General features: G+C 57.2%; 22 protein-coding genes. 9 read left to right on the forward strand and 13 right to left on the reverse strand.

The window, feature by feature from the left end; translation table 11 throughout:
- Window positions 1–82 precede the first annotated feature (82 nt).
- Complete coding sequence (locus B2A78_RS18950; protein WP_077731591.1) at window positions 83–1,900, forward strand: ABC transporter ATP-binding protein; 1,818 nt, start codon at window positions 83–85, stop codon at window positions 1,898–1,900.
- 295 nt (window positions 1,901–2,195) lie between these two features.
- Here the strand turns inward: B2A78_RS18950 and B2A78_RS18955 are convergent, their stop codons facing one another.
- Window positions 2,196–2,939: a ferritin-like domain-containing protein gene (locus B2A78_RS18955; protein WP_077731592.1), complete on the reverse strand. Its 744-nt coding sequence runs from the start codon at window positions 2,937–2,939 to the stop codon at window positions 2,196–2,198.
- A gap of 30 nt (window positions 2,940–2,969) precedes the next feature.
- A complete protein-coding gene (locus B2A78_RS18960) occupies window positions 2,970–4,133 on the reverse strand; it encodes a hypothetical protein (RefSeq protein WP_077731593.1) in 1,164 nt (387 codons plus the stop codon).
- Between the two features lie 301 nt (window positions 4,134–4,434).
- Between B2A78_RS18960 and B2A78_RS18965 the strand changes: the two genes are divergently transcribed.
- Window positions 4,435–5,637, forward strand: coding sequence for an ammonium transporter (locus B2A78_RS18965; RefSeq protein ID WP_077731616.1), 1,203 nt, complete (start codon window positions 4,435–4,437; stop codon window positions 5,635–5,637).
- Window positions 5,638–5,984: 347 nt separating this feature from the next.
- Complete coding sequence (locus B2A78_RS18970; RefSeq protein ID WP_133718539.1) at window positions 5,985–6,362, forward strand: hypothetical protein; 378 nt, start codon at window positions 5,985–5,987, stop codon at window positions 6,360–6,362.
- 114 nt (window positions 6,363–6,476) lie between these two features.
- Here B2A78_RS18970 and typA read toward each other — a convergent pair whose 3' ends face one another.
- The 11 genes from typA to def form a co-directional block, all read right to left on the reverse strand.
- Window positions 6,477–8,297, reverse strand: coding sequence for a translational GTPase TypA (gene typA / locus B2A78_RS18975; RefSeq protein WP_077731595.1), 1,821 nt, complete (start codon window positions 8,295–8,297; stop codon window positions 6,477–6,479).
- 75 nt (window positions 8,298–8,372) lie between these two features.
- Window positions 8,373–9,107: a glycosyltransferase gene (locus B2A78_RS18980; protein ID WP_077731617.1), complete on the reverse strand. Its 735-nt coding sequence runs from the start codon at window positions 9,105–9,107 to the stop codon at window positions 8,373–8,375.
- A gap of 232 nt (window positions 9,108–9,339) precedes the next feature.
- Window positions 9,340–9,738, reverse strand: coding sequence for a rhodanese-like domain-containing protein (locus B2A78_RS18985; protein ID WP_077731596.1), 399 nt, complete (start codon window positions 9,736–9,738; stop codon window positions 9,340–9,342).
- A gap of 53 nt (window positions 9,739–9,791) precedes the next feature.
- Window positions 9,792–10,379: a class I SAM-dependent methyltransferase gene (locus B2A78_RS18990; protein WP_077731597.1), complete on the reverse strand. Its 588-nt coding sequence runs from the start codon at window positions 10,377–10,379 to the stop codon at window positions 9,792–9,794.
- Window positions 10,380–10,394: 15 nt separating this feature from the next.
- Window positions 10,395–11,768, reverse strand: a complete 1,374-nt coding sequence (trkA, locus tag B2A78_RS18995; protein WP_077731598.1) for a Trk system potassium transporter TrkA — start codon at window positions 11,766–11,768, stop codon at window positions 10,395–10,397.
- A 60-nt stretch (window positions 11,769–11,828) separates the two neighbouring features.
- Window positions 11,829–13,193, reverse strand: a complete 1,365-nt coding sequence (locus B2A78_RS19000; RefSeq protein WP_077731599.1) for a sigma-54 dependent transcriptional regulator — start codon at window positions 13,191–13,193, stop codon at window positions 11,829–11,831.
- A 3-nt stretch (window positions 13,194–13,196) separates the two neighbouring features.
- Complete coding sequence (locus tag B2A78_RS19005; RefSeq protein WP_077731600.1) at window positions 13,197–15,383, reverse strand: ATP-binding protein; 2,187 nt, start codon at window positions 15,381–15,383, stop codon at window positions 13,197–13,199.
- Window positions 15,365–15,922 carry a DUF4390 domain-containing protein gene (locus B2A78_RS19010; RefSeq protein WP_077731601.1) on the reverse strand — a complete coding sequence of 186 codons (558 nt, stop codon included), beginning with the start codon at window positions 15,920–15,922 and terminating at the stop codon, window positions 15,365–15,367. The genes B2A78_RS19005 and B2A78_RS19010 overlap by 19 nt, the downstream gene beginning before the upstream one ends.
- Window positions 15,922–17,217, reverse strand: coding sequence for a 16S rRNA (cytosine(967)-C(5))-methyltransferase RsmB (gene rsmB / locus B2A78_RS19015; protein WP_077731602.1), 1,296 nt, complete (start codon window positions 17,215–17,217; stop codon window positions 15,922–15,924). The genes B2A78_RS19010 and rsmB overlap by 1 nt, the downstream gene beginning before the upstream one ends.
- Window positions 17,217–18,140 carry a methionyl-tRNA formyltransferase gene (fmt, locus tag B2A78_RS19020; protein ID WP_077731603.1) on the reverse strand — a complete coding sequence of 308 codons (924 nt, stop codon included), beginning with the start codon at window positions 18,138–18,140 and terminating at the stop codon, window positions 17,217–17,219. The genes rsmB and fmt overlap by 1 nt, the downstream gene beginning before the upstream one ends.
- Before the next feature lie 115 nt (window positions 18,141–18,255).
- The gene (gene def / locus B2A78_RS19025) at window positions 18,256–18,792 is read right to left on the reverse strand and encodes a peptide deformylase (RefSeq protein ID WP_077731604.1); all 537 of its coding nucleotides are present in this window, start codon (window positions 18,790–18,792) and stop codon (window positions 18,256–18,258) included.
- Between the two features lie 194 nt (window positions 18,793–18,986).
- Here def and B2A78_RS19030 point away from each other — a divergent pair, with 194 nt between their 5' ends.
- The 6 genes from B2A78_RS19030 to ispB all read left to right on the forward strand — a co-directional run bounded on the left by B2A78_RS19030 (window position 18,987) and on the right by ispB (window position 25,730).
- Window positions 18,987–20,012, forward strand: coding sequence for a LysM domain-containing protein (locus B2A78_RS19030; protein WP_077731605.1), 1,026 nt, complete (start codon window positions 18,987–18,989; stop codon window positions 20,010–20,012).
- Window positions 20,009–21,124 carry a DNA-processing protein DprA gene (dprA, locus tag B2A78_RS19035; protein ID WP_077731606.1) on the forward strand — a complete coding sequence of 372 codons (1,116 nt, stop codon included), beginning with the start codon at window positions 20,009–20,011 and terminating at the stop codon, window positions 21,122–21,124. The genes B2A78_RS19030 and dprA overlap by 4 nt, the downstream gene beginning before the upstream one ends.
- Before the next feature lie 40 nt (window positions 21,125–21,164).
- Window positions 21,165–21,632, forward strand: coding sequence for a DUF494 domain-containing protein (locus B2A78_RS19040; RefSeq protein ID WP_077731607.1), 468 nt, complete (start codon window positions 21,165–21,167; stop codon window positions 21,630–21,632).
- 91 nt (window positions 21,633–21,723) lie between these two features.
- Entirely contained in the window at window positions 21,724–24,024 is a 2,301-nt protein-coding gene (gene topA / locus B2A78_RS19045; RefSeq protein ID WP_077731608.1) for a type I DNA topoisomerase, read from the forward strand.
- A 27-nt stretch (window positions 24,025–24,051) separates the two neighbouring features.
- The gene (locus B2A78_RS19050) at window positions 24,052–24,606 is read left to right on the forward strand and encodes a Sua5/YciO/YrdC/YwlC family protein (RefSeq protein WP_077731609.1); all 555 of its coding nucleotides are present in this window, start codon (window positions 24,052–24,054) and stop codon (window positions 24,604–24,606) included.
- A gap of 101 nt (window positions 24,607–24,707) precedes the next feature.
- Entirely contained in the window at window positions 24,708–25,730 is a 1,023-nt protein-coding gene (gene ispB, locus B2A78_RS19055) for an octaprenyl diphosphate synthase (RefSeq protein ID WP_077731610.1), read from the forward strand.
- Window positions 25,731–25,775 lie beyond the last annotated feature (45 nt).

Genomic DNA, 25,775 nt, shown 5'->3' on the forward strand with positions numbered 1-25,775 from the left:
AGAGCGGACGCGTCATAAGCATGATGCCAAGCCTTGCCGTTGCAATTGCGCGTGAGCTTTGCGGTTTAGGGATCAGGGACAGATGCCAGACACCAAAAATTCGAATACGTCCGAAGCGACACCTCGTTTTCTGAGACGCCCCCTATTCTTTCTCCTGCACTATGTTCGGCGCCGGCCGTTCCATTTCGCCGGTTTGTTCCTGTTGGTGATCGGCGCCGCCGCCTGCGCCATCGGTGTGCAGGTGGGCATGAAGTTTCTGGTAGACGCCATGTCCGCTCCGGAGAGGAATCGGCTGGCCGTCTGGGGTCCCCTGGCACTGTTTATCACTCTCGTGGGTGTCGAGCATGGGCTGTGGCGATTGAGCGGCTGGCTCGGCTGCCGGACCATGGTGAGCACCGGCGTGGATGTGCGGCTCGATTTGTTCCAGCACCTCTCCGGCCACTCCATGTGCTATTTCAATGATCGTATGGCCGGCTCCCTGGGCAACCGCATCAGCGAAACCGCTGCCGCCACGGGGACGCTGTTCAGCGTACTCGCCTGGAATATGGTGCCGCCTTGCACCGATTTCCTGGGCGCTATGATCGTGCTGGGAACTGTCCACGGTGACATGGCTGCGCTCCTGTGCGTCTTTGTCGCGATCGTCGGTGGGGGCATGATTCTGTTCGGGCGGCGCGGCCAACCCATACATCGCCATTATGCTGAACAGTGTTCGCGCGCGAATGGCGAACTGGTTGACGTGGTGGGAAACATCTGGGCGGTGAAGGCATTTTCCACCCGGCAACGCGAACGGGAACGCTTGGCCGAGCATTTGGGATTGGAAGCCGAAAGCCAGCGGCGGAGCTGGATGTATCAGGAGAAAACCAGGGTGCTTCACGACCTGCTGCTATGGTTGATGGCGGGAACCATACTGGCTTGGGCGCTCCAACTCTGGGCTGAGAATCGGATTACGCCCGGCGAGGTGGTGCTGGTCAGCACGTTGACATTCCGCATACTACACGGCTCCCGCGACCTCGCCTTTGCCTTGTTCGGCACCACTCAGCAGCTCGGGCTTATCGCGGAGACCCTGAGGGACATCGGCAAGCCGCACTCGGTAACCGATTGTCCACGGGCGAAACCGTTCGTGCCACAAGGCGGAGCCATCAAGTTCGAGAACGTCTGCTTCGGCTATGCAAACGGCGATCTCCTTTTCCGCGATCTAGGCCTCGACATTCCGGCCGGCCAGAGGCTAGGCATCATCGGCCCATCCGGCGCCGGCAAGTCGACGCTGGTGAGCCTGGTGCAACGGCTCGACGATGTTCATACAGGCAGCATTCTGATCGACGGTCGGTGCGTGACCGAAATTCCGCAGGATGCTCTGCGTGCGGCTATTGCCGTGGTGCCGCAGGATATTTCGCTGTTCCACCGTTCGATCCTGGACAACATCCGCTACGGCCGCTCCGAGGCCAGCGACGAGGAGGTCTACGCCGCGGCCCGTCAGGCCTTTTGCGATGCTTTCATCCGCGCGTTACCGGAGGGATACCACACGCTGGTCGGAGAGCGCGGCGTGAAACTGTCCGGAGGTCAGCGTCAGCGCATCGGCATCGCCCGCGCCTTTCTGAAGAACGCGCCGATCCTGATCTTGGATGAAGCCACCTCGGCACTGGATACCGCTTCGGAGCTCGAGATTCACCAGGCGCTGGCCAAGCTCATGCGGGGCCGCACCGTGCTGGCGGTGGCTCATCGGCTGTCCACGGTGGCCTCGTTCGACCGGATCATCGTGCTCAGTGAAGGCTGTATCGTCGAGGACGGCAGCCCCGAGGAACTGAGACGGCGGCGCGGTGTATTCGACGCCATGTGGCAGCTGCAAGCAGGAAACGCCGTTTCTCAGAATCCCAAAATCACTCCGGCTGCGCGGGCATGAATCGTGACGAATAAAATGGGCGAAGCAAAAGCGTTAGGCAATACGATCCTATGGTACGACAGCGCATCATCCTACTGCCCTGCAGCCGCCTCGGGCCGACCTTTGCCTGAATATTAATCAGGCCCGTAAATACCCTCCTGGTATTTCGGGCCGCCGCCCAGGCCGGTACACGCCCGGCCTGGGCTCACGCGGCTTGTCGCCGCGCCGGGGCATCCCTGCCCCGGATTAACCCGGCCTATATTTATAGGCCGGGTTAATAAAAAGCCGAATTCCGAGGCAGCCGCACCGATGGCCGTCAGATCGCCGATACGCCTGCGTGGGACAGCGTGGATTGTTCGTGCCACTGGCGCACCTGCATCAGGTGATCATCCTCCTCCGCAAGCGCCGTCCGGAAATCGTTGGCCATATCATCAAGCCCCATCTCGCTGGTCAATCGGATCAAGAGTTCCCAACCGGCATGATCGACCAGCTCGGCGGTGAGGATTGCTTCTAAGGATTGGTCTATGGAGGTGCGCGGATCGCTCATGATCTGAAGCACTCCGCTCGACGCGACGGCGCTGACGTCCGCACCGGGCGTTTGCGTGGTCGGATCGGCGCCTAACGACTCCAGTGCCTTTGCCACCAGCTTGAAATGCTGGGCCTCCTCTCGCCGAAAACGTTTGAGCGTGTCGACAGAGATCGGCGAGCCGGCCTCGGACGCGGTTTCACATTTGTTAATGAGATAGTCGTAGAGCCGCGTACCGGTGCGCTCGAACGCCAGGCGCTCGCCCAGCTTATCGACCAAGACTTCGGGATGCTTGCCGGTCAGTTTCTGTAGGGTGGCCTGAGCCATACCTTTCAAGGTACCCGGCGGCGGAACCGACCCCACCGGCTCGGCTTCCCGAATATAGACGCTATCGAGTTTCGCAAGCGCCGATTCGTCTCCCGACGAACTCGGAGGAGCCGCCTGCGCCGCGTCTATCATCCGCTGGCTGTCGACCGGCGACATGCCGATACCGGTGCGATTTTTCGAGCTCATCTCGACTGATGTTTTTTCCATGGTTCAACTCCTCAGACGGTTTCTTGCGATTTATGCGACCCTGCGATTCAACTCGGTACCGGGGGACCACTGGTATCCCGCCGCCACCGTTTGAGATGGCGACCCGTCCGAATTCATATGCTGCCGGTAATCCAAGGACGCCGAATCTTCCTGCGACTTATCGACAAATTGAGTGCCGCGGGTGCGCAAGTCCACTTCTTGATCGAGCACCTTGCGGACGAATTCGCGGTTGCTCTTGAACGGAATAGGTTCCGGCAACGTGTCTGAAATGACCTCGGCCGGATCGCGCCTCTCATACTTCTTGAACAGTTCCGACACGTATGCGACATGTCCGAGCTCATAATCCAGGAAACGCTCCCATATCGCCTTGATGCGCGGGTTGGATTCCTGCTCCACGCAGCTGTAGTAGTTGTAGGCTTCCGTCGCTTCGTGCAGCAGCCATTTTTCGAGCCATGTTTCGTTGGGGTCTATGATGGACTCATACTGAGTGACATGCTGCTCCTCGATCGAGGCGATTTCGGCATATAACTGGCGGGCGACCGCATCGGCATACATCGGTCCGACATTGGCGTAGAAATCATGGGTCTGATACTCGGCGGCCATGATCGTCGTCGCATGCAGCTTGCTGATCGCGGCCGCTTTGGTTCGATCGTAGTGCTCGCGCAAATCGTTCTGCGGCGCTCGATGCTCATCCACGGTCGGTCTTCCCGGGATGATGTCCGTGTGGGATTGCAGAATGTTGTTCGCGTCTTTGCCCTCGAGCCGATCCAACAGCGCCGAATAGCGGTAAAGGTGGTCGAAATCCTCCAGCAAGCCGAAGCGGTAAACCTGAGCCAGATAGCCGTCGGGCTCGTTTTGCGCTACCGCCGCGGTGACCTCGACGGCCACTTGCTCGTAGGCGATGGTGGTCTCCAGCGGTGAATGATCGGAAGAAATGAGCCAATTGACGGTAGTCTGCTGATGCTGTTCGGCCCGCCTGACCTTAGCCAGCGGTACCTGAAGGTCCTTGTTCATCCGTGCGCACAGGTGCTGAAAACGTAGCGCCTCCATTTCAAGTCCGTTCATGAGGATGATCCTGACTCGCGTGAACGCCTCGTCATCGAGCTTGCTGATCGGCTTCTGAACCATCTCTTTCCACGTGAACCGTTGCTTTTCAAGGGGAACACCCCTCGAGTCAAAGAGCTTTACGGCCATAACGCCTCCTGTCCAAAAATAAGTCAGTCCCAAGGAAATATCGTTTCGTTTTCGAAACACTCCTGACTATGACAGCGGGAAGGAGAATGGATTCAGGCAAACGATCTAAGTGCATTCACTTACCCTGCATGACATATTGTTCATCTCTGGTGCACATCCGTCCTTTTCGCACCATATAGGATCATTCGGCGCTGCACCGTTTCGGGAAGACATGCCCCAAAACGAGGCCATATGCTGCCAAGAACAAAAGGCTCGTTTCTTGCTTACGACACCCCGTCCTGAAACCAAAGAGATCGTTTTTATGGAGACTGTCAGTAAAAGCAACGACGTATTCTTCGTGCTACTCGGCGCGGTCATGGTGCTTGCAATGCACGCCGGCTTCGCGTTTCTCGAACTCGGCACCGTTCGCCGCAAGAATCAGGTTAACGCCTTGGTAAAGATCCTGACGGATTTCGCCATGTCGACCGTAGCCTATTTTTTTATCGGCTATTACATCGCCTACGGCGTCCAATTCTTCGACGGGGCGGCACATCTGGCTCAAAACAACGGCTTTGAGCTGGTCAAGTTTTTCTTCCTGCTCACTTTCGCAGCCGCGATTCCCGCTATCGTGTCCGGCGGGATAGCGGAACGCGCGAAATTCAATCCGCAAATAACCGCTACGTTTTTGCTGGTCGGGCTCGTGTACCCGTTTTTCGAGGGGATTGCATGGAACAAGAATTTCGGCGTTCAGGCTTGGCTCGAGCAGAATTTCGGAGCAGGATTCCACGATTTTGCCGGTTCGGTCGTGGTGCATGCCGTAGGCGGCTGGATCGGCCTGGTCGCCGTGATTCTGCTTGGGCCGCGCCGGGGCCGTTATCATCGAAACGGCGACATCTCCGCCCATCCACCATCAAGCATACCGTTTCTGGCGCTCGGTGCCTGGATACTGACTGTCGGCTGGTTCGGCTTCAACGTCATGTCGGCGCAGACCTTGAATGCTGCCAGCGGTTTAGTAGCCTTGAATTCTCTCATGGCGATGGTCGGGGGGACCTTGGCTGCTCTTCTGATGGGACGCAACGATCCCGGCTTCGTACACAATGGTCCCTTGGCCGGTTTGGTTGCCGTATGTGCGGGATCCGATCTCATGCACCCGATCGGTGCATTGGTAGTCGGGGCCGGCGCCGGGATTCTGTTCGTCGTCTTGTTCACCCTGACCCAGAATCGCTGGAAGATTGACGATGTGTTGGGCGTTTGGCCCTTGCACGGCCTTTGTGGGGCATGGGGAGGAATCGCTGCCGGAATTTTTGGCCTGCCAGCGTTCGGGGGTGTCGGCGGCGTCAGTTTCTTATCGCAGTTGATCGGCACCGGGCTCGGGCTTTTCGTAGCCGCGGTCGGCGGTCTCCTGATTTATGGATTTCTCAGGCTTACGGTCGGATTGCGCCTGGACCCGGAAGATGAATTCGCCGGCGCGGACTTAACCATCCATAAAATCAGCGCTTCCCCGGAGAAAGAAGCCGGCTGGTAGGTTCATTCACTCTCGGCCGATTTTTACCGGCCTTTTGATCCTCAAAACGTGGGCAGCATATTGTCGTGCGCCAATAGGTGCAGAGCGTTCTCCAGTCATGTTTTCAAGAAAGCTGTTAGGCCGCGTCTTGTTTCCCGTCACAAGAAATCGCCTGTTCGACGCTTTATAAATGGCAGATTGCAGCCTGTATCTGTAAACTGAAAACAGCAGGGTCGACGCTCTGTTCTGCACCAGGAAGACACCGTGAGGAAGCTCGACGAGACGCGAACTAGATGAACCCTGGCTTGGGCAAAATTTTTGCGCGGCTGCCCGAGAACCGGGGCACGAAAGACAAAAGGGGATCCACGATGAAAAAGGCCGGAGTGATTGGAGCAGGAGTGCTCGCAGCTATTTTTTGGGGCGATGTGCTGCTGGATTTTCTGATCACGGCGGTGGAACTTCTGCTCGAAACCCTCGAATTAGTCACCGAGCATGTCCTGGAGGCTCTCCTTGCCCTCACCCCCTATGAAGCTCAGGCAGTTACCGCATGGCTTGGATTCGGGCTGCTCATGCTCATCCTCCTTTTCGGATTCAAAAAGCTGAACGGAATTTTCCAACGAGCCAAGTCAACCGTTCCCGTTTGGTGGCAGGAACAAAAAGAGCGCGTCCAAGTCAGCTGGTCGAGCATCGGCTGGCAAATCGCCCTCACGGGGATGGCCCTGATACTCCTGCTTCTTTATATCTAGCGGAAAAGCCGAGCACCAGACCTTGGGCAGCCTCGACCGTCCGCCGCGATGACAATCATCCGACAAACGGCCAAGGCAGATATCGACAATCGCGAATATTCCCTTATCTCGGCATCAGGCGCCCGCTGCACGGGTGGCTTTTTTGCGTTCGTGTTCCAGAAGCAGCTTTTTTCTGAGTCGAACGGATTTCGGGGTCACCTCCACTAGTTCGTCATCATCGATGAACTCCAGAGCCTGCTCCAGACTCAGTTTGATGGGCGGAGTCAAAATGATGTTCTCGTCGCTGCCGGCGGCGCGGATATTGGTCAACTGCTTGGCTTTGGTGGGGTTCACCACCAAGTCGTTGTCGCGGGAATGGATGCCGATGATCATGCCCTCGTAGACTTCCGTGCCGTGCTCGATGAACAGGCGTCCGCGTTCTTGCAGATTGAACAGCGCATAGCCCAGGGCCTTGCCTTCCACCATGGAAATCATCACACCGTTGATACGCTGGCCGATATCGCCTTTCTTCACCGGGCCGTAATGATCGAAGACGTGGTACAGAAGGCCGGTGCCCGAGGTGGCAGTCATGAATTCGGTCTGAAAGCCGATCAGGCCGCGTGACGGCATCATGTATTCCAGCCGTACCCTGCCCTGCCCGTCCGGCACCATGTTCAAAAGATCGCCCTTGCGCTCGCCCAGTTTCTCCATCACCGCGCCCTGATTCGCCTCCTCCACTTCGATGGTGACGAATTCATAGGGTTCGCAGAGCTCGCCGTCGACCTCCTTGATGATCACCTCGGGACGCGACACGCCAAGCTCGTAGCCCTCGCGGCGCATGTTTTCAATCAGGATGGAGAGATGCAACTCGCCGCGTCCCGAAACCTTAAATTTGTCGGGATCGGACGTGTCTTCCACGCGCAGGGCAACGTTGTGCAGCAGTTCCCGCTGAAGACGTTCGCGAATTTGCCGCGACGTGACGAACTTGCCCTCCTTGCCGGCAAAAGGCGAGTTGTTGACCTGGAAGGTCATGCTCACGGTGGGCTCGTCAACGGTCAAAGGCGGAAGCGGCTCTACGCAATCGACGGCACAAATGGTGTCGGAAATCTCCAGCGCATCGATGCCGGTGAAGGCGATGATATCGCCGGCATTCGCCTCGGGCACTTCGACCCTTTCCAGCCCCTTGAATCCGAACACCTGCAGGATACGGGCGTTGCGCTGCTTGCCGTCGCGGCTGACGACCACCACCGGGGTGTTGGTCCTGATGGTGCCGCGCTGGATGCGGCCGATGCCGATCACGCCCACATAGGAGCTATAGTCCAGCTGGCTGATCTGCATTTGAAAGCCGCCCTCTTCGTCGACCACGGGCGGATGCACCTTTTCGATAATGGTTTCGAACAAGGGGTCCATGTTGCCTTCGCGGATATCCGGGCTGTGGCCGGCATAGCCGTTCAGGGCGGATGCGTAAATGACCGGAAAGTCGAGCTGCTCTTCGGTCGCTCCCAGCCGGTCGAATAAATCGAAGGTCTGGTCCAATACCCAATGGGCGCGCGCTCCCGGACGATCGATTTTATTGATGACGACGATGGGCTTGAGCCCCAGGGCGAACGCCTTCTGCGTCACGAAACGGGTCTGCGGCATCGGGCCGTCTACCGCATCGACCAAGAGCAGCACGGAATCGACCATGGACAAAACGCGTTCGACTTCGCCGCCGAAGTCGGCGTGGCCGGGGGTATCGACGATGTTGATGTGATAGCCGTTCCAGTCGATGGCGGTGTTCTTGGCCAGAATGGTGATACCGCGCTCCTTCTCCAGGGCGTTCGAGTCCATGACCCGTTCCTCCACTTTTTCGTGGGCGGCGAACGTGCCGGATTGCTGGAGCAGCTTATCGACCAGAGTGGTCTTGCCGTGGTCTACGTGGGCGATGATGGCGATATTGCGAAGTTTTTCGATCATAAATCGGAAAAAGGATGGATGGTGGGGGCAGGGAGCCGGGTAAAACCGGTTATTCTACCAGATTTTAAAGCTCACTCAGTCCTGAGCGGACGCACCGCTTTCGCCCTGCTGGACATGCGACCAGTAACCCCAATCCAGTCTGCGCCAGCGGGCAGGAATCAGGTCGCAATAAAGGAATAAGCACCGGACAACAGAGTGAAGCGTCTTGCGGAACACGCCCCGCTCCAGACGACGATGATCCATTGCATATACGGGCAGATCCAGTGCGAACGCGGTGCGGTAGCCGGCGCGTTTAATGCGCCAGACCAGTTCCGAATCTTCGTTGCAAAGCAGATCGGGATCGAATCCGCCCACCTCCGTCACGATATGGCGCCTGACCAGCAAATTGGAGCCGCTCGCCGCAGGAATTCCCATTTTGTGAGATATCCATTGCCCGTGGGCGAACCAGCGGTAATATCGGCGAAATCGATTGTGCGACAGTTTTGGACCGTAGACGCAGTCGAATTCCGCATATCCGGCGAGTGCCCGAAAGTAGGTTGGTGGGAATACCACGTCTGCGTCCGTAAACAAGACCCATCCGGTTCCGGCCAACTCCATACCGATCTGACGAGCTTCCGATATCGTGCTTTTCAGCCTCACAATTTGGGTGAACTCCGGCGAACGGTGGCGAGCGACGATTTCCGCAGTTCGGTCGTCCCCGGCATCCACGACAATGAGACGACAGCGATCCGGTAACGACGACAGAAAATGAGCGATGTTTATCTCTTCGTTCAGCGTCGGCAGCACAACCGTGATATCACTCGATTGCATGAAAACCCCTCTGATCCCTTCTCTATCGTTTTTGCGATGCATGAGGCGACTATCATTAACATCGCCATGTTGCAAAACGAAGAACGGTAGCCGGTTTAAAGGGATTTATCGCAGGTCGAGCCTTTGATATGCGGATACGGACGCAGGGGGGTGCGAAGCTCCTATCGGATGCGCGCCTTCCCCATTTCCGTGTGCGTTAGGGCGTTTAAAGTGACGGGCTCTTTCGTCCCTATCAGCTTTGCTCCCAAGGAAGCCCATGATAACGCCAGCCGCCGACGCTGCTACGATGTTTCTGTTCGTCGAGAGGGCCTTCGAAGCCTTGCTCGATATTCGTAAGATCCGAATAGCCTTCGGCTGCCAAGGCATTGGCGGCATCGAGCGAACGCTGCCCGCTGCGGCACAATAAGAAAATCGGGGTATCGGCGTTCGGAGCGATTTGGCGAACGCGATTCACGAAGTCCGGATTGGGCTTCCAGTCCGGCGCCCATTTCCACGGAATGTTGATGGCGCCGCACGGATGCCCGACATAGGAGAATTCCAAAGGATCGCGGACATCCAGCAGCACGGCACCGCTTTGTTCCCTGAAAGCATTCCACGCGTTGGGCGGAGTTAAGCTTTTTACAGACGACATCTTGGTACTCCTGAAGAGTTGATTCACGTGAGCAAGGTACCGCTACACGGCGCCTATGCCTTTTGCCCCACAAAAAAAGCCTCGTTGCGACTGCCTCGGTTCAAATCGCCGATTTGCCCTTCTTCCCGATAAAACACGAGTCTGAGGCTGCCAAACAGCCGAGGCAGTTCGTTCGTATCGAGAAGAAAAGCCGGATTTGTAGGCCCGATCCCGGCAGCTTTGTCTCGTGTGTAAGTCTGATAGAAGAGCAAGCCGCCGGGTTTCAGCGCCTTTGTAATAGCCAAGGTCAAAGACCGTTCCAAAAAGCGGCTGATGACGATGACGTCGAAGGATTCCGCCGTGGGAGGCAACTCGACCACGTCTCTGGTCTCGGCGCGGAGACCCAGACCGAGCCGTCGGGCATGAACGTTCAGCCGGCTGATCGCCTCCGGAGAAATATCCCATGCCTGGGTCTCCAGCCCTCGCCGCGCAAGAAACAACGCGTTTCCTCCCAGCCCGCAAGCCAAGTCCAAGGCGGTTCCGGATTCAGGGAGAAGATGCGCATTATCCGCCAAAACCGGTGCCGGCTCGGGAATCGCGTCGCCGGCTCCCCGGTAGATCCGGTCCCATTTGTCTCGAATCGGAAACCCGTCGTCGGTCATAGATAATCTCCGGAATCAGACCGGTACATCGGTAGCTTGAAAGATTTGTTCGACCATGGGAATAAGTTTCTTGTCGAGTAGGAACATGATGACGTGATCACCCTCCTCGATCACCGTGTCGTGGTGAACCTGAATCACCTCGTCCCCCCTGACCAAGGCCCCCATCACCACGCCCGGCGGAATGTTGATCTTGTCGATGGGTATGCCGACCACCTTCGAGCTGCCGCGGCGCCCGTGGGCGACCGCTTCGATCGCTTCCGAGGCGCCATGCCGAAGGGAGTGGACCTGAACGATATCGCCGCGCCGAACATAACGCAGCAAGGCGCTGATGGTCGCCTGCTGCGGAGAAAGGACGAGGTCCACCAGTGAGGAATCGACGAGGTCCGCGTAAGCGCTCTTGTTCACCAGGCTGATCACCCGGCGGGCACCCAGGCGTTTGGCCAACATGGCGGACAAAATATTGGCTTCGTCGTCGTTGGTAATGGCGCAGAAAATATCGGTGTTCTCGATGTTTTCGCTGAGCAGAAGCTCCTTGTCCGAAGCATCGCCCGCCAATACCACCGTATTGCTCAGATCGGCGGCGATTTTCTGGGCGCGCTTATAATCCTTTTCTACGAGCTTGACCTGATAACGCCCCTCCAGCGCTTGAGCCACGCGCTTGCCGATGTGTCCGCCGCCGGCGAACATCAGTCGCTTGTAAGGCCGTTCGAGCTCTCTGAGCTCGCTCATGACCGCTTTGATTTCTTCGGATGATGCGGCGAAAAATACCTCGTCATCCGCCTGAATAATGGTTTTTCCGTTCGGGATGACAGGCAGGCCGTTTCGAAAAATTGCCGTGATGCGCGCATGGACATTCGGCATGTGCTGATGAAGCTCGCGGATTTCCCGCCCGACCAGCGGCCCGCCTTGATGGGCCCTGACCGACACCAGCCGGACGCGGCCCTCGGCAAAATCCAGGACTTGCGAGGCCCCCGGATACTTGAGCAGCCGCTCGATGAATTGCGTGATGATCTGCTCCGGGCTGATGACGACGTCGATAGGAATGGTCTCGGGGGAAAAAATGCCCGGATAGCTGAAATATTCGATGGCGCGGACACGGGCGATCTTTCGCGGAATCTTGAACAGGATATCCGCCATCTGACAGGCCAGCATATTGGTTTCATCGTCGCTGGTGACGGCGATGAGCATATCGGCCTCATCGGCCCCGGCTCGCTTCAATACCGTGGGATGCGCCGCATTGCCCTGAACCGTGCCGATGTCGAACCGGTCTTGCAAATCCTTCAATAAGGCGGGCTGCGTATCGACCATGACGATATCGTTAGCCTCGCTCGCCAAGCTGGCGAGCACGCTGCTTCCGACCTGCCCGGCGCCAAGTATGATTATTTTCATTATCGAGAGCAGAAGTTAGAGAAACTAAGACAGGAAACGGCAAATTCGAGAGCCGCGATGCTATCGCTTTTCTCTGAATTTGATCCCAAGCGAATTGAGCTTGCGATACAAATGAGTACGCTCGAGGCCGATGGCATGTGAAAGACGGGCAACGCTGCCGCTGTATTTTTCCAGGTGATACTCGAGATAAGCCTTCTCGAACCGTTCGCGCGCCTCTTTGAGCGGCAGGTCGTAGAAATCGGGCTGGCCCGCGGCTGGGCCGACTTCGCCCAAGGATTCGCCGAGCGCCGCCTTCACTTCGTCCAGCTCTACCTCTTCCCCGCTGCCCAGGATCAAAAGGCGCTGCACCAGATTCTTGAGCTCGCGGATATTGCCATGCCACGGATAATTCCGCAAAAAGTTCTGGACCGGAACGGGAAACTTCCGAAACGGCAATTTCTCCCGGCTCACGAAGTAATCCACATAAAACCGCAGCAGATCGGGCACATCTTCGCTGTGTTCGCGCAAGGGCGGAACCTTGAGCGTGACGACGTTCAGCAGGTAATAGAGCTCGCGCCGGAAACGGCCGGCCCGCACCTCTTCTTCCAACGATTTTCGGGTCGATGCGACGATACGGACATCCACGTTGATCAGTTCACTGCCGCCCACCCGCGAGAATGAACTCGATTCCAGCGCGCTGAGGAGGCGCAACTGCGTCTCCTCTTCCATATCGGCCACTTCGTCGAGGAATAACGTTCCGCCGTGCGCCTGCTCCAGCAATCCGTAGTGAATCCGGCCGTCTTCCATCCTGCCGAAAAATTCCACCGCCGAGAACTGCGGCGCGATCGTGCCTACGCCCACGTCCACGAAAGGGCCGTCGCGCCGCGCGCTGTTGGCATGAAGATAACGCGCCAGGGTTTCTTTCCCGGAACCGGGCTCGCCCACGAACAAGACGCGGGCGTCGTGCTGCGCCAAACGCTTGATCTGATCGCGGAGGCGCTCCATGGCGGCGCTCTTGCCGACAGGTTCTATCGGGATGTCCACCCGCCGCTTCAATCCGATGTTTTCCCGCTTGAGCCTGGCGTTTTCCAGGGCCCGCTCGACGGTAACCAGGAGTTTGGCCAGGGACAACGGCTTTTCAAGAAAATCGTACGCGCCCAGCCGGGTCGCTTCGACCGCGGTTTCAACCGTCGCGTGCCCGGACATCATGATGACAGGGCAAAGCTGGTCATCCCGGAGCCACTCTTTCAGCAGAGTGATGCCGTCCTCGTCCGGCATCCAGATATCCAGCAATATCAGATCCGGCATGCGTTCCGCCCTGAGCTTGCGCGCAACGCTCGCGTTCTCGGCCGCGGCAACCCGATAGCCCTCGTCCTCCAGAATCTCCTGGAGCAATTGGCGAATGTCCGGCTCGTCGTCCACCACCAAAATATTCGCTTTGACCACCGCTTATACCTCCATCGCTAGCCCGCGCACCGCAGCCGTTTCGGTTGCGATGGGCACTCGTATGATAAAGCGCGCGCCTTCACCGCGCCCCGAAACCAGCCGGATGCTTCCCCCATGCTCCTCGACAATCTTCTTTACAATGGCCAATCCCAAACCGGTACCCTTCGATTTAGTCGTTACATAAGGTTCGAAAATTCGGTCAGCCTGCTCGGGCGGAATACCGGGCCCGGAGTCGTGCAACTCGATTTCGACGTAATGATGACGGTTTTCCTCGATCAAACGCGTCTGAATGCCCATTTTACCCGACACCCCCGGTGCCATGGCTTCCTGCGCGTTCTTGATCATGTTGTGCAGAACCTGTCGAATTCTGATCGGATCGGCGTATATCGGAGGCAAAGTGGGCTCCAGATCGAGTTCGAACTCCAAACCGGATTGAGGCGGATAAAGCGCCACGACTTCCTCGATCAAAGCATCGATATCGATCCGTTGCAACTGGATAATGGATGGTTTGGCGTATTCGGAGAAGGCATTGACCATGGTCTTCATGGCCTCGACCTGTTGCACGATGGTACGGGTCGCGCGATCCAGAACCTCGGCTTCGGCCGTCTCCAGATTCTTGGACAGCTTGTGCTTGAGACGCTCGGCCGAAAGCTGAATCGGTGTGAGCGGATTTTTGATCTCGTGTGCCAGACGCTGAGCCACTTCGCTCCATGCCGCCTGACGCTGGGCCTGGATCAGTGCGGTGACATCGTCGAACACCACGACGGCACCTTGCGACTCACCGTCCGAACCGAATAGCGGCGTTCCGCGGCATAAGAGTTCCTGCCGGCCTTTGGGCCCGAGGAAGGGAATTTCTTCGCGCCAGACGCTATTTTCCTTTTCCAATCGATTTCCAACGATTTGCATCAAATCGGCCAGATGCGGCTGCGCTTCCGTCAGCTCGCCGATCGTAGCGCCGACGCTCTTGTCGAGTTCGGCGTGAAGAATGGCATTCGCGGCCTGATTGGCGGTCAGAAGCCGCATCGACTCGTCGAAACTCAACACGCCGGAGGAAAGGTTCGCCAATACGGTTTCCAGATAGGCGCGCTGGCGCTCAACCTCCTGCCGGGAATGCTGCGCCTCGTCTCTTGCCTGGGCGATCTTCTGCGTCATGGCGTTGAACGACTCGACCAAGAAGCCCAGCTCATCCTTGCGTTTTACCGGCAAGCGCTTCTCGTAATTGCCTTGGGCCACGGCTCTGGTGCCCTGGGCCAAATACCGGACCGGAGCCACGATGCGGCGGATGCTGAGAAACGCGGACCACATCGCGGCTAAAAGACTCAGAAGGAGTACCAGAGACAGGGTCAGGGAAAACGTCAGCTTCAATGACCCCCGCAGAAAGGTAAGCTCCTTGTAGTGAACATAAGCCGCCTCGACCGTTTTCGCGAGATCGGCCACACGCAACGGTACCGGATAAATGCCTTGAAGGTATTGCGCGTCATCCCCTGCGATGGATACGACCGCCCTGATTTGCAGGCCGTTTCCGACGTCGGGTTCGAGACCTACGTACGATTTGCCTTGCTTCACCTGCAACAAGACGCCCGTTTCCGGAAAGTCCGGAATGATTCTTCCGGTTTGGCTGCCGATAAAGCCCATGATGCGGCCTTGCTTGGAAAAAACGGTGAGCTCGCCGTCCTCGGCATGGCTGCGCAGCTCTGCCAAGCGAATAGGCACAAGACCTTCCGGCGAGCCTTCCAAGCCTTCCGCCATTTGCTCGGTTTGCTTCAAGACGGCTCGCATACGCTCGTCCAAAGCGGCTTGTCCCAGTTGCAGCGCATCCTCCATGGCCTGGTCGACGCGGACATCGAACCAACTGTCGATGCTCTGCTGAAGGAATTGCATGGAGTAATAAAAGACTATGGTGGCCGGGGCCAGGCTCAGCAGGGTGAACAGAAACACCATGCGGAGCGTGAGATTGGAACCGGCCGCCTTCCGCCTCAACTGTTTCAGCAGCCAGTAGACGTTGGCGCCCACCAATCCCAGAAGCAAAACCGATCCCAGCGAATTGATCAGCACCAGCCAGGAATACATCTTTCCGAGCTGGGACGCGTCTTGGGTCGCCGTACTCATCAAATGAAGCGATGCCAAGAGCGCCGAAAACAGCACCAGGATCGTTAAACTGAGCGGTGGCTTTAATCTGCGACGCGCCATCGGTACCAGGAACTCCCGAGATACCAGCTTGGGGAAACGTAGGCAATCGGACGCAAAGGAAGCGGCAAGGATTCTATATCCAGATCTACCGACAGGCTCGCTTCGTAGCTATTGCCCTCGACGATGCGATCGGCCGGCAGCATGAACCAGCCCCGGATCGCGCCCATGGCTTCCAGCAAGGCCGTCAGACTCGCAAAGCTTTCGGTATTCCCGCCCGCGTGAATGATCTGGAACGACCTCCCTAAGGGATGATAGAGAATCCGGAACTTATGGATTTCACTCAAGATCGTTTCATTTAACCAATAATGCCGCTGACGCTTGATCTTGAGCCGAACAGCCAAAGTCAGGGGAACTCCGTGTCTCAGGGCTTCGAGGGCGGACTCGCTGAAACGGTAGTCGATATCCGCGTTTAAAACGAAGTTGGTGCCGGACGGCACAAGCTCGGCGCGTATGATCCGAAATCCGTAATCCGCGCACACGGCATCGAAGGCCAGTAAAAGGCCGACAAGAAAGCTCCATTGACTCAGACGTTGGAGCACTAGCTGGTTTTCACTATGCGAGCGTAATAAAACCCATCCATTCCCTGATCGCCGGTCAATATCTGCCGGCCATGGCTTACCGCCTCCCCCCAAGTCGCCTCGATGGGCACTTCCCGTGCGTCGGAATGATTCTCGAGGAATTCGGCGATTCTCACTTCGTTTTCTTGCCGCAAGATGGAACACGTAGCGTAAAGCAGCAATCCGCCGGGCGCCAGCATCGGCCAAGCGGCATCCAAAATAAGCCGCTGCAAGTCCAGCAACCCGCCAATATCGGAAGGCTTACGCAATACCTTGATATCCGGATGACGCCGTATGACCCCGGTAGCGGAGCAAGGCGCATCCAACAAAATCCGGTCGAAAATCTGCCCGTCCCACCACGCTTCGGGATCCGTGGCATCGGCAGTCAGCACCCGGGCGTTCAGCCCGGCGCGCGCAAGATTATCGTGAATCCTGGCAACCCGCTCGGGGGAAATATCGACTGCAACCACTTCCTTCAAACCGGAACAGGTTTCGAGGACATGCATCAATTTACCGCCGGGAGCCGCGCACACATCGAGCACCCGCAAACCCGGCTTCAGCTCCAATAACGCAGCGGCTAACTGGGCGGCACTGTCCTGCACGGATACCCAACCCTCCGCGAACCCCGGCAGCCTCTCTACCGCCGTAGGGCTTTCCAACACTACGGCACTGTCGCCGACCGGGGAAGCATAGGCCGAAATGCCTGTCTGCGCCAATCGTTCCAGGTAAGCCGCCCGCGATATCGCCAGGCGGTTTACCCGCAAAACCATGGGAGGAGCGAGATTGTTTTGCCTCAGAACCTCGGTGTATCGACCCGGCCAGTCTCGCTGTATCTGCGAGGCCAACCACTCCGGGTGAGCTTCGGCAACGACTTTCTTTTCCTCAACCCGAGCTTCCAGCGTCGACTGCTCCCGAAGATAGGTGCGCAAAATCCCGTTCAGTAGCGGCTTCGCCCAGGCCTTCCGCCGTGCCGCCGATACCGTTTCGGCCACCGCCGCATGAGGCTTTACCCTAGTGTACTTGAGTTGATATAAGCCGAGCATGGCCAACATCCGGAGATCCAGGTCCTTGATCGGTTTCCGCGTCAGCAACCCGAGCAGATAATCCAGCCGCCAATACCAGCGCATGACGCCGTAGCACAGGGCTTGCACGAAAGCGCGGTCGTTTTCCCGTGGAATCTTGGGCAGGACGGATTCGAGTGCGTGCGTGAGGGTTTTCTGTTCTCCCACCACCTGAACGAGTACATCCGCCGCGAATACGCGTGAATTCGACTCCATCAGCCGAAGCGTTCCGATCTAACCGGATGCGCGTTCAGAAATGCCTGAGCCGTCATCCGCCTCCCTCCCGGAAGCTGAACTTCCAGCAGCCGGAGTACTCCGCTGCCGGTGGTGACATCCAGGGTCTTGCCGCGATCAAGAATCGTTCCCGGCTCTGCCCCCGCGGGTTCATCCAGGCTCTCAGCCCGCCAAATCCGTAAGATGTCTCCCCGGTAAAGTGTCTCGGCGACCGGCCAGGGATTGAATGCTCTGATCCGGCGCTCCAGGTCGATCGCCGCCATCGTCCAGTCCAAACGCGCCTCGTGCTTTTCCAGCTTCGCCGCATAGGTAACTTGGGTTTCGTCCTGAACCTCGGGCCGCACCGTCCCTGCTTCGATTTCGGGCAATATTTCCGCGAGCGCTTCCGCGCCGAGCCCGGCCAGGCGGTCGTGCAGCTCTCCAGCCGTTTCCAAGGGCGCGATCCTGCAGCTCTTCTTATGCAACATCGGGCCCGCGTCGAGACGCGGCTCCACGAACATGATGGTAATGCCGCTTACCTCGTCGCCGGCGAGGATGGCCCGCTGTATGGGCGCCGCGCCTCGCCACCGAGGCAGTAACGATGCGTGAACATTGACGCAACCTAGACGGGGAATCTCCAGAACCGCTTTGGGCAAGATGAGGCCGTAAGCCACCACCACCATCAAGTCAGCATCATGAGACCTGAGCCGCTCCTGTTCCTCGGGGTCTTTCAGCGTGGTCGGCTGAAAGATGGGTATACCGTGAGACTGTGCCAACTGCTTCACCGGACTCGGCTTGAGCTTCTGGCCCCGGCCCGCCGGGCGATCGGGCTGGGTATAGATCGCACAGACATCATGCGGCCCCTCCAAAAGCATCTCGAGGGTAGGAACGGCAAACTCCGGTGTGCCGGCGAAAACGATCTTCATAAGATGGAAGTGGCGAATTGCAAAGACGCAGCTACGTGCCGCTGCGTAAACCAAAAGAAGGACCCTCTCCGCCCGGAGCGAATCCTACTCCCCCGAAGTATCGGGAGACTTGAAATCAGACGACTGCCCGTGTTTTCTGCGGCTGCTGTGAGGTCCGCTGCCGCTGATCCTTTTTCAGTTTCTTACGGATAAGCTGGCGTTTCAACGGCGAGAGATAATCGACGAACAACTTTCCATCCAGATGGTCGATCTCGTGCTGGATGCAGACCGCGAGGAGGCCATCGGTTTCAAGTTCGAAAGCATCGCCATTGCGGTCCAATGCACGAATCTTGACCGTCTCGGCGCGAGTTACCTTTTCGAAAACACCGGGAACCGACAAGCAACCCTCATCCATTTCCTCGCTCCCGTCCTTCTCCACGATCTCGGGGTTGATCAGGCAAACCGGGGTGTTCTTTTCCTCGGACACATCGATGACCACGATGCGTTTTTGGACGTTGACCTGCGTTGCGGCAAGACCTACGCCGGGAGCGGCGTACATCGTTTCGAACATGTCGTCCACAAGCCGCTTGATCGACTCGTCGACCACGGGCACGGGAACCGCTTTCTTGCGGAGCCGGTCATCGGGAAATTCAAGAATGGTTAAGATGGCCATAACGTTTATCGTGGACGCTGAATACCTAAGTCAATGGAATTCTAACGAAATTCAACTAGACTTTGAACGCCGTTCCTTAAGACTCGATTGGTTTTTGAAAGTTGCACATGCCTTATCGCGAACAAATTCTTGCAGTGAGTCCAGCGCTTCCCACACTCGAATGGCCGCGCCATGCGTGATGAGCAGGAGACAAGATGACGCTTCGAATCATTATCGGTATTGCCTTATCGTTCGTCGTCGGCACGGTGTCGGCCGATCACATTCAGCTAAATCCGAATCATCCGGACCGATACACCGTAGTCCAGGGAGACACGCTATGGGGCATCTCCGGTAAGTTCTTGAGCAAGCCCTGGCAGTGGCCGGAAATTTGGCAAAACAACCCCCAAATCGCAAATCCGCATCTTATTTATCCGGGCGACGTGATCGCCCTGAGCTACGTAAACGGCGAGCCCCGCCTGCAAATCGAAACGCCGTCCGAAGTACGCCTGAGCCCGGAAGTTCGAGTCAGCCCGATCGCCCGAGCCGTGCCGCTCATTCCCATGGACGCGATCCGTCAGTTTCTGAGTAGACCCAGGGTCGTCAACAAGCGCGAATTACAGGATGCGCCATATATCGTGGCGTTTGTCGACGAGCATATCGTGGGAGGGATCGGCGACGGGATTTACGTGCGTGCGGTCGAAGACGGCACGAACCAGGCATTTACCTTGTTCAGACCGGGCCCGGCCTACCAGGACCCAGTTACCGGCGACATTCTCGGCTATGAAGCGATCTACGTAGCCGACGCCCAACTGCAACGTATCGGCGACCCGGCAACACTGGTGTTGACCCGCGCCCAGCGCGAAGCCATTATCGGCGACCGGCTCATGCCGGTCGAGCAAGAAAAAATCGAGCTTTATTTCCAGCCACGTGCGCCCGAGCAAGATATCGAAGCCCATATCATCAGTGTCTTGGATGGGGTCTCGCAGATCGGCCAATACCAGGTCGTGGTGATCGACAAAGGAACCGCCGACGGCATCGAAACCGGACACGTTCTCGACATTTATCAAAGCGCACGTCCGATACGGGATATCGTAAGCCAGAGACCCGGCGAAACCGTGGCCTTGCCCGACGAACACGCCGGCTTGTTGATGATCTTCCGCCCCTTCGAACGCGTCAGTTATGCGCTGGTCATGAACGCAACACGTGCGATACACGTGTCAGACATTGCTGCAACCCCTTGACGACAGGCTGCTCCGCGGAAAGCTTAGAAGACCTGCGCTACTGGCTGGCACTGCATCGAGCACCGCTCATCGGAAGCCGGCGGTTCTGCGCCATTCTCGCCCATTTCCACAGTCCTAGAATCCTCTTCGAAACCAAGGCGGCTGATCTAGCCGCCTTAGGTCTTAAAGAAGAAACCATCGTCTATCTCTGCCATCCGGATTGGCTGGCCGTGGAAGCCGATTTGCAATGGCTGAGTGCGTCGGGCCACGATTGCCTCACGCTGCACGATCCTCGATATCCCGCGCTGCTGCGCGAAATATCCGATCCGCCCCCGCTGATCTTCGTTAAAGGGGACGTTTCGGCCCTTTCATTTCGCCAGATTGCAGTTGTCGGCAGCAGAAATCCGTCGCCGTCCGGTCGGCGGATTGCGCGAGAAATCGCGTCAGGCTTAGTCTCCGCTGGCTTTGCTGTCACCAGCGGGCTGGCATTGGGGATCGATGCCGCCGGGCATTCCGGAGCGCTCGAAGCGGGCGGTGTTACCATAGCCGTCGCCGCCACGGGATTGGACCGAGTATATCCGTACCGTCATCAGAATCTGGCACACGAAATCATCGCCCAGAACGGAGCCTTGGTATCCGAATTCCCTCCCGGAACCGGCCCCAAGGCCGATCATTTCCCCCGTCGGAATCGTATTATCAGCGGCCTTTCCTTGGGTACCCTGGTCGTCGAAGCCGCGCCGCGGTCCGGATCCTTGATCACTGCACGTCTCGCAGCCGAACAGGGACGCGAGGTCTTCGCCGTACCCGGCTCGATTTACAATCCGCTTTCCCGCGGTTGCAACGAATTGATAAAAAACGGAGCAAAACTGATCCAAACGGTTGAGGATATCGTCGAGGAATTCGAGGCGCGATTATCCGTCCAAGCCTACAAACCTTCGTTCAAAACCGATTCGGACGACAACCAACCCCATATGGAACTCTTGAAATATATTGCGTACGACCCAACCTCTGTGGATACTCTAGTGGCAGCCACAGGAAAAACGCCGGAAGCTATCGCCTCGATGCTTTTAATGTTGGAACTGCAAGGTCATGTTGCCTCTACACCCGGAGGATGCTACTTCCGGACCCAGTAAATTTCCTAGCCGTTGCGCATCCCTTAGTTGAGACCACTCAATGAAAGAAAACGTATTCGATGTCCTAATTTATCTTTTCGAAAACTATATGGATGATGATGTCGAGCTCACACCCGATCCCGACATGATTCGCACCGAACTTTTGGAGGCGGGATTCCCTCAAACCGAAATCAATAAAGCCTTTGAGTGGCTAGAATCGTTGGCCGAGCATAATGCGATCAAGCCTGTTTCCTCGCCGGCATTTCGTATCTTTTCCGCCCAGGAAACGGCTAAGCTCGATGCCGAATGCCGTGGTCTCCTGATGTTTCTGGAACAAAGCGGAATCCTTACGCCGGCAAGCCGCGAACTGGTCATCGACCGTGTCATGGCATTCAACGAAGAAGCCATCTCTCTGGAAAACCTGAAGTGGGTTGTGCTTATGGTACTTTTCAGCCAACCCAACGAAGAAATCGCTTTCGCGCGCATGGAAAATCTCGTCTACGAGAGCCTGCCTAATTATCTGCATTGATACATCACCCGTTTCTCCATTTCTTCTCCGCAGAAGAAACCGGAGAATCGTTTATTCTTAAACGCAAATAGCTCGCACCTTATTAACTCCGATGAGCCAAAACCTGGTCATTGTTGAATCACCAGCAAAAGCCAAGACCATTGAAAAATATCTCGGCCGAGATTTTCAGGTCTATGCATCCTATGGCCATGTCCGTGACCTTGTTCCCAAAGAAGGAGCAGTAGATCCCGATCATGATTTCGCGATGAAGTATGAACTCATCGAGAGAAACGAGAAGCACGTACAAACCATCGCCAAAGCTGCTCAGAAAGCTGACGCCTTGTTCCTCGCGACCGACCCGGACCGCGAAGGCGAGGCCATTTCGTGGCATATCTACGAGATCCTGAAAAACCGCAAGGTGCTCGACAATAAACCGGTACACCGTGTCGTTTTCCATGAAATCACCAAGCGCGCCATTACCGAGGCGATCAAACACCCCAAAGCGCTCTCTACCGACCTGATCAATGCGCAGCAGGCGCGCCGTGCACTGGATTATCTGGTCGGCTTTAAGCTGTCGCCCTTGCTGTGGAAAAAGATTCGGCGAGGCCTATCCGCCGGACGGGTGCAAAGCCCGGCACTCCGGATGATTGTCGAGCGCGAGATCGAAATCGAGAACTTCCAGATTCGGGAATATTGGACTCTCGATGCCGACGCCAGCACCGAGGGGCAGAAGTTCCGCGCCCGGCTCATCAACCTGAACGGCGCGAAGCTGGAACAGTTCAGCATCGTCACTGAAGAACAGGCGAGCCAGATTAGGAACTCGCTGCTTGCGGAGGCCAACGGCAAGCTCCGGGTGGTGAAGATTGAGGAGAAAGAGCGCAAAAAGAATCCCGCGGCACCGTTCATTACCTCCACTTTGCAGCAGGAAGCGGCTCGCAAGCTGGGGTTCACCACCAAGCGCACCATGGCAATCGCCCAACAGCTTTACGAAGGTATCGACCTGGGGGGCGAAACCACCGGGCTGATCACCTACATGCGTACCGATTCGGTCAATCTCGCCAATGAAGCGGTACAGGAAATTCGTGAGCTGATCGCGTCCCGGTTCGGCAAAGAAAACCTGCCCAAGCAGCCGCCTCTATACAAAACCAAGAGCAAGAACGCTCAGGAAGCCCACGAAGCCATTCGGCCCACATCGGCTTTTCGGCTGCCGGAACAAGTCAAGCCTTATCTCAGTCCCGAGCAATACAAGCTTTACAACCTGATCTGGAAGCGGACCGTCGCTTGCCAGATGATTCACGCCACCATCAAAACGGTCTCGGTCGACCTGTCCTGCGGCACGATGGGCGTATTTCGCGCAACAGGCTCGACGGTGGTGAATCCGGGCTTTATGAGCGTCTACCTCGAAGGCAGGGACGACGTATCCACCGAAGACGACGAAAGTTTATTGCCCGCGCTGAAAGAAGGCCAATGGGTCGATCTGCTCGATATCGTCACCGCTCAGCACTTCACCGAACCGCCGCCGCGCTATACGGAAGCAAGCCTGGTCAAGGCGTTGGAGGAGTACGGCATCGGCCGGCCGTCGACTTACGCGGCTATTATCTCGACCCTGCAGCAGCGTCATTACGTCGTGCTGGAAAATAAACGGTTCCATCCGACGGACGTGGGGCGCATCGTCAACAAATTCTTGACGGAGCACTTCACCCAATACGTCGACTACAACTTCACCGCCAATTTGGAAGACGATCTGGACGCCGTCTCGCGCGGCGAAAGAAATTGGATTCCGCTGATGCGCGAGTTTTGGTATCCGTTCAAGTCGCTGATCGATGCCAAGGATGAAAGCTTGAGACGCGCCGACGTTACTCACGAATCGCTAGACGAAGCATGTCCCGAATGCGGCGGACAGCTATCCATACGCCTCGGACGTAACGGCCGCTTCATCGGCTGTACCAATTATCCCGAGTGCAAATACACCCGCAACATCAACGGGGAAGCCGCGCCCGCCGCGCCGGAAGTCGTGGAAGGAAAGGTCTGCCCCGAATGCTCCTCGCCGCTGGTCATCAAGACCGGTCGGTTCGGGAAGTTCATAGGCTGCAGCAATTATCCCAAGTGCAAGCATATCGAACCGCTCGAAAAACCGGAGAACACCGGGGTACGTTGTCCTGAATGCAATAAGGGCCAATTGATCAAGCGGAAGTCGCGCTTCGGAAAATTATTCTTCTCCTGCAATACCTATCCCAGTTGCACCTACGCCGTCTGGAACCCGCCTGTCGCAGAGCCCTGCCCCAACTGCGGCTGGCCGATCCTGACGCTGAAAGTCACCAAGCGGCGCGGCACGGAAAAAGTCTGTCCTCGCAAGGAATGCGGCTATGCGGCGCCTTACGAAGGCGAACCGCTGGCCGAATCCGCAACCTAGCGTTTTCGACCGCGGGCCAAGGAAAAAATGCTCTCGCCGTTTCGTCTGAGGCTCGCGGCGAGTCACCTGCGTCGCGGAGGCATTATCGCCTATCCGACCGAGGGCGTGTACGGACTCGGCTGCGACGCTCTCGACCAAGATGCGGTACGCCGGCTCCTGGCTTTAAAGGAACGACCCTCGGCGAAAGGACTGATCCTCATTGCCGCGGAATTCGATCAGATCGAACCTTATCTCGACATCCCGACCGAATTTATGCGGAGCCGACTCTTGGCGACCTGGCCCGGACCGGTCACCTGGATCGTTCCCGCTGCTAGCTGGGTACCGGCTTGGCTCCGAGGCGAACACGCGACGCTGGCCGTCCGCGTCACGGCTCATCCCGATGCGGCCGCCCTATGCCGCGCTTTCGGCGGGCCGATCGTATCGACCAGCGCCAACAAAAGCGGCCGGCCGCCAGCCCGTACGCCGATATCGGCTCGCAAGCATTTCTCTACCGGGCGCGTCCTGATCTTCCCCGGACGACTCGGAGGACTGCGCGGTCCAACGGCCATCTATGATGCATCGACTGGCGTTCGGCTACGCTAAGTGGCAAGTCGAAACCGTTTTAGCTTGACACGCCGACCTCTCATCCATAGCATTCCAGCGTTTTGCAGGACTCTGCCGCAGCGAGAGCAATTTCATCCTTAATGAGCATATTGACTACGTCACAGATCACAACGACAGCTTCGCAAAATCCAAAAACAGCCTTTACAAGTATCCGCTGTTTGGTAGAAGAAGAAACGTCGGCTGTCGACCGACTCATTCTTCGCGAGCTCAGTTCCGATGTATTGCTTATCAATCAGATCGGCCGATACATCGTAAACAGCGGCGGCAAACGACTGCGCCCGATGCTGTTGCTGCTGGTCTCCAAGGCTCTCCAATATCAAGGGCAGCAACACATCACCCTTGCAGCAGTCATCGAATTCATTCACACGGCTACCCTCCTCCACGACGACGTGGTCGACGAATCGACCCTGCGCCGTGGGCGAAATACCGTCAATGCGCTTTGGGGAAACTCGGCCAGCGTTCTAGTCGGCGACTACTTGTATTCCCGCTCGTTCGAATTGATGGTGAGCGTGCAGGACCTCCGCATCATGGAGATCCTCTCCCGCACCACCACAGCCATCGCCGAGGGCGAGGTGTTGCAGCTTCTCAATTGCAATAATCCCGCAACAACCGAACACAAGTACCTCGAAGTCATCTCTCGCAAGACCGCAATCTTGTTCAGCGCCGCAGCACAATTGGCCGCTGTGCTAACGGGAGCGCCCGAGTCCACCGAATTGGCGCTGAAGGACTATGGCCTTCACCTCGGCATTGCGTTTCAGTTGATCGACGATGCCCTGGATTACATGGCGAATCCCGAAGAGCTCGGAAAAAATCTCGGTGATGACCTGGCCGAAGGCAAACCGACGCTGCCTCTGATCTATGCCATCGAGCACGGCAATGCATCGCAGGCCGCCGCACTTCGGGACGCTATCGAGAACGGCAACCGCGATGCGTTCCGCGAAGTTTACGAAATCGTTGAATCTACGGACGCAATCGCGTACACTGCACGGCGCGCTAGGGAAGAAGCAAACAAAGCGGTCGAACTGCTCAATGCACTTCCCGCATCAGACTACAAGGACGCACTCGTTCAGCTGGCCCACTTATCGGTCGAACGAAGCTATTAAAATCCAATTTCCGGGGTGTAGCTCAGCCTGGTAGAGCACTGCTTT

Origin of the sequence: Methylocaldum sp. 14B, from assembly GCF_002005105.1 — a bacterium.
In the GTDB taxonomy this organism is placed as follows: Bacteria; Pseudomonadota; Gammaproteobacteria; order Methylococcales; family Methylococcaceae; genus Methylocaldum.